This is a genomic window from Coleofasciculus sp. E2-BRE-01, from assembly GCF_040221695.1.
Taxonomy (GTDB): domain Bacteria; phylum Cyanobacteriota; class Cyanobacteriia; order Cyanobacteriales; family Coleofasciculaceae; genus Coleofasciculus.
The window spans coordinates 1-4,797 of record NZ_JAVKEA010000191.1 but is presented as its reverse complement, the minus strand read 5'-3'; the positions used below and the strand labels follow the sequence as shown (position 1 = coordinate 4,797).

At 42.7% G+C, this 4,797-nt stretch carries 4 protein-coding genes and 1 pseudogene; 2 read left to right on the top strand and 3 right to left on the bottom strand.

The features are described 5' to 3' along the window. A pseudogene (locus RIG66_RS24150) lies at window positions 1–122 on the top strand (IS630 family transposase); the annotation flags it as partial. On the opposite strand, the gene RIG66_RS24145 reads toward RIG66_RS24150, so the two are convergent. The 3 genes from RIG66_RS24145 to RIG66_RS24135 all read right to left on the bottom strand — a co-directional run bounded on the left by RIG66_RS24145 (window position 112) and on the right by RIG66_RS24135 (window position 2,897). Further along, window positions 112–678 carry a DUF3352 domain-containing protein gene (locus RIG66_RS24145; protein ID WP_446381241.1) on the bottom strand — a complete coding sequence of 189 codons (567 nt, stop codon included), beginning with the start codon at window positions 676–678 and terminating at the stop codon, window positions 112–114. The pseudogene RIG66_RS24150 and the gene RIG66_RS24145 overlap by 11 nt on opposite strands. Before the next feature lie 81 nt (window positions 679–759). Continuing rightward, on the bottom strand, window positions 760–2,358 hold the full coding sequence (locus RIG66_RS24140; protein WP_446381242.1) for an SDR family NAD(P)-dependent oxidoreductase: 1,599 nt from the start codon (window positions 2,356–2,358) through the stop codon (window positions 760–762). Window positions 2,359–2,627: 269 nt separating this feature from the next. Then, complete coding sequence (locus RIG66_RS24135; protein ID WP_446381240.1) at window positions 2,628–2,897, bottom strand: hypothetical protein; 270 nt, start codon at window positions 2,895–2,897, stop codon at window positions 2,628–2,630. Between the two features lie 50 nt (window positions 2,898–2,947). Between RIG66_RS24135 and RIG66_RS24130 the strand changes: the two genes are divergently transcribed. Next, the coding region (locus tag RIG66_RS24130) for an SdrD B-like domain-containing protein (protein WP_446381239.1) at window positions 2,948–4,797 on the top strand (1,850 nt) is incomplete at its 3' end.

Below are 4,797 nucleotides of genomic sequence, written 5' to 3'. Positions count from 1 at the left end.
GGCTTTTTGAATCCATTGAAGAGTTAGAATCTTTGTTGCATCAACTTTTAAATGAAGACAAGCTAGTTATTAACTGGGGGCGCAAACTGAAAAATAAGGGTAATGCTCTTATCACAGTTTAAATGCATGACAGCTTATGACCAAATGCTGTCTCAATACCGCTGAATAGAAGGTTTGCCCCTCGTCAATTGTCTCCACAATCGTCAACCCGTTATAGTCAATCTCTTCAGTTTTTCCCAGTTTTTCCTCAGTTTTCAACTGGTTGGCAAACTTTAACAGACTAAACTTATTTTTGATAGTAACAACTGTCAACAGATTGAAGTCGTCCACAGCTTCTGGAGAAGTCGTTGGTAAAACGGCGACCATTACATTCCCCAACCACGGTTTTAAATCCTCATCATAACTAATTTGGGAATCCTTAAAGGTTTCTGCTTGTAAATTTTCCAGACTCTGATTCACTAACGTTTGCAGTTCAGGCGTACCAAACTTCTGCAACTTCATCCAGGATTGAGGGTCAGTGGAAATAAAGCCCGCCATCACCGCTTCATCGGGAATAACTTTAGCACTGGCGGCTGGGGTGTCGGCGACTCCCCAGAATCCTTTGGCGTAGAGATAAGCTGCGCCACCCCCTACCAACACTAGAGTTGTGCCAATTGCGAGAAACTTTTTAAATGACATTTAAAATCTCTCCTAACTTGAATAAAGGTTTTCAATAAACCCGCGTTTCCTTATAATCCTTATATTTCATGTTAGCAGGATTTATAACAAGACAGGCTTGCTGTAAATAGGACTATAGCTTGACACGATATGAACAGAGGGTTGAGTAAGCCGCAGGGTGAGGGCTAGCCGAACTTGACCACTGGTATTGCGAATCGAACGATGCATGAGTTGATCAGTAAATAAAACAAATTCTCCAGGACGCAAAACGACAGGAATGGCTTGCTGTTCTAAGTCTTCTGGCAAATTAAACAAGCGATTGCCACTAAATGGGTCTTTCATTTCCACAGAGACATCCGGAGTGAGTTGAAGATTAGGGATGTATTCAAACCCATTCCATTCATTAACCTCGGTTAGCGCAATGTAGACATTGATCGTTTTCCCTTCGCCTTGAAGCAGATTGGGATAGGAGTCTTGATGCCAAAACGGAATCAGTTGTTGCGAAGGATAATTCACCCAAATTTCAGAACGCCACAACACTAACTCTTCACCCAAATACTCTTTTAACTTCTGTCGTAAATTTTTATCCTGGCAGATCGCCCAAACAGCGCCTGAATCAAGATGCCTTTCCATATAAAACTCTTTTTTGCGAAGTTGATTAAAAAGTAGAACTATCCCTCCAATTTTGAGTTTAATTAAAAGGCGAATAAACTGATGAAATTGATTTTTTAGCGGGGGGGTAGGCAATACAGTTTCAACAATAGTTTGGGTAAGGGAACCGAGTTCAGGGGGACTCAATGCCAGCGAATAAGGTTCCAAAAGTCCAACAGACGTCTCAGGTTTGGCGGGTGTTTTCGGATTGTATTGATGACAGCCTGTCCACAAGCTACTCTGTTCCCACAACTGTTGACCGAGTTCAATCTCTTTTGCTAGATCAGGAAGTTCTATTTCGGTCTGCTGATAATCAAAAAACTTACCCGTTACCGCTGCAAAATCAGCAGATGTTGCACAAGTCAGCAACCCCGAAGCACTTTCTTGGGGTGAAATACCTATGCCTAAATACTTGCTTAAGCGATGTCCTACGGTTATATTAGACTGCACAAATCCGGGATGAATCGCGTTAACAGTTACGTTGGTATTCTCTAAGCGCCGTGACAGTTCTTGAGTCAGGATCAATAAGCACAATTTTGATAAGGCATACAGTTCTATAAAATTCAAGGGTGTCTTCCTGACAAAACACTCCCACTTGATAGAAGTGGGGCGTAATGCTAAGTCCGAGGCAACCATGATAATGCGACTTGGGGCTGAATGTTGAAGCGTTTCCAGTAACAAATTTGTCAGGAGAAAGTGACCCAGATAGTTAATTCCCAAAATGAGTTCAAATCCTTCTTGAGTTGTACCTCTGGCATTGAAAACCCCCGCATTATTTACTAATAAATGCAGCGGAAGTTGTCTATCCTGAAACAGTTTCACAAATGTGCGAACTGAATCAAGGGATGCTAAATCGAGTGGTAGAAACTCAACCTTGGGATTTCCAGTGGAGGAGCGAATATAATTGACAGCTTTCTCAGCTTTGCTTGCACAGCGACAGGCGATGAATACATGATGACCGAATTGGGCGAGACCAACAGCAGTCATCAAACCTACACCTGAGTTACCACCCGTGACAATGCAGACCTGCTGAGGTTGACACTGATTCATACGTCTCATTTTTTATTGATAGTAGCGCAATCTTTGCAATCTTTGTATAGAGACTGGGGCAATTGAGTCCCAGCTTGGGTTGGTCGTCATTTGTACCAACATTTACCAACATTTACCAACATTCACGAATATTCACGAACATTTGCCAACATTTTCTAGTTTTTATCAGCGGAATAGGTTTGACTCATTACCAGAAGTGATAAAAAGTATATAAAAATTATGTACTACAAGTTTAATATGATTACATATTGGGTTTTAAGCAAGCTTCATCAATCTCTTACATTAATTAGAAGTAACTTTACAGATTCTTCACATAAACTGGTGTCAGGTTTAGTTATCATACGTTCAATATCTGCTGAACAGATAAATTTAGTGATTTGAAATGAGTTCTGAAAGCCATGCGTTTGATAGTTTTGTGTAGTGAATTTGCCTACAAAAATTATAGTCAGCCTAAAAGAGCTTGAAAATTGATAACGTTTAAACCATTGCCCAGCAATGGGTGTGGTGTCTTTTTCAAAAGCAATTGAAACACTTTCCATCAGGTGCAGCTTATTCTCACTGTTGTTGATCAGAGCTAATTGTTCCTCTCATGATGACTGCTACTAAGTATTTAGACTTCCTTTCTCTATATGAATTGCTGACCGAGACAGTTTCACCTCGGTTATTGTCTCCTGGATTAAATCGAGTTTTTTCTCTCTTATCTCAGGTAAAGCCGTTCTTTGAGCCACGCCATCTAGAACTAGACGCGGTTCCTGATAGTAAGTTGGCTACAGGTGAACTTGCTCCGCTTACGCCATCCAACTCACGCTTAGACGATCTATCTGGGATTGTTCCAGACATTGAAGAACCGCTAGCTGTTTCTGACTCATTGATAAAGAACGTGTTTCAGCGATTCCAGATTGACACGGCTGAAGCAGAGACAACCAGTACGCCAACAGTCGAAACTGATAAGCAAGATTACCAACCGGGTGAAACAGCGACGATTACCGCGACTGGGTTTGATCCAGGTGCAGTGGTCAAATTGCAGGTGCAACATTTGGAAGCAGGTGCTGATGGTGAGTTTGGTACAGCCGATGATGTGATTGTTGCGCCTTCGGACTCAGGCAAAGGACACTATCCTTGGGAGATTAAAGATGGAAGTCCTCGCGATCTCGATGGTTTAAAAAATGGGACAATTATCACCGAATGGTATGTGAATCCCGATGATTCGGCAAATGAAACGTTCCTGTTAACCGCTACGGATTTGAAAACTGGGGAAGCGGCTGAACCCCATATTTTCACGGACTCGGTTCTAGATTTAACCGGAGTTCAGTCCGCAGGATTTGTCAATGGTGCTTATATCGTTCGATCTGATTTAGCTTTGGCGGATACTGGAACTAATGACTCGTTTCTTAAATTGAAAGCCACTCCGGAAGAGGAAGGATTCAACACAGATGCGGCGGTTAGTCAACCGGATGTGCAGTCAGCGCGATCGCTCCAACTGTCTGAACTGCAACAGGTAACGATTGCTGGAGAAACCTTCCGCGAAGTTCGCCTGGATTTGAATGAAAAGAATAGTGCTTCTGAGATTGTACTGCAAGAGTTGAGACTCTTTCTCGGCAATTCTGCCACACTAAGCGGGTATGATCCCACAACTCAGACGCTGACTGGAGCCTTAAATAGTGGACAAGCTGTTTTTGATTTAAACAGTTCAGTGCTGTTTGATGCGGAGTTAACACCAGGAACGAGTTCGTTTGATGCCTCGATTTATGTTCCGGAAAGCGCCTTTGCCGGAGCAACGGGTAGCACTTATGTCTATCTATTTGCTAAGTTAGGCAGTGCCGATGAGATAAATGGTTCAGACGCCGGATTTGAGGAATTTGCTGTTGCTGATATGGCGGGAATCGATCCGGAGGGTACGATTTCGGGTCGCGTGTTTGAGGATATTAATGCAGATGGGGATGATGAAGCGGGTGCTGATCCGAATTTAGATAACGTCACGGTTAAATTATTTTTAGATGATGGTGACGGCGTATTTGAGGCGAATGAAGGTGCCTTTGACCCAACCAAAGACTCGTTGGTCACAACAACAACCTCTGTTGGTGGTTCATACTCATTTACTGACGTTTTAGCAGGTGACTATTTTGTTCGTCAGATAACCCCAACAGACCTTATTCAAACAACGACTGATCCAAGTCTAATCACAATTGGTAGTAATACGACAGTTACAGGCGTTGACTTCGGTAACGTTGAAGAATTCGGTAGCATCAGTGGACAGAAGTTTGAAGACATTGATGGCGATGGGGTTAAAGATGCAGGTGAAGCGGGATTAGCTGACTGGACTATCTTTGTTGATAGCGATAATGATGGGGTTCTTGATGCAGGTGAAACCAGCACCACGACTGATGTTAATGGTGACTACAGCTTTACTGATTTAAGTGCTGGAACCTATACCATCCG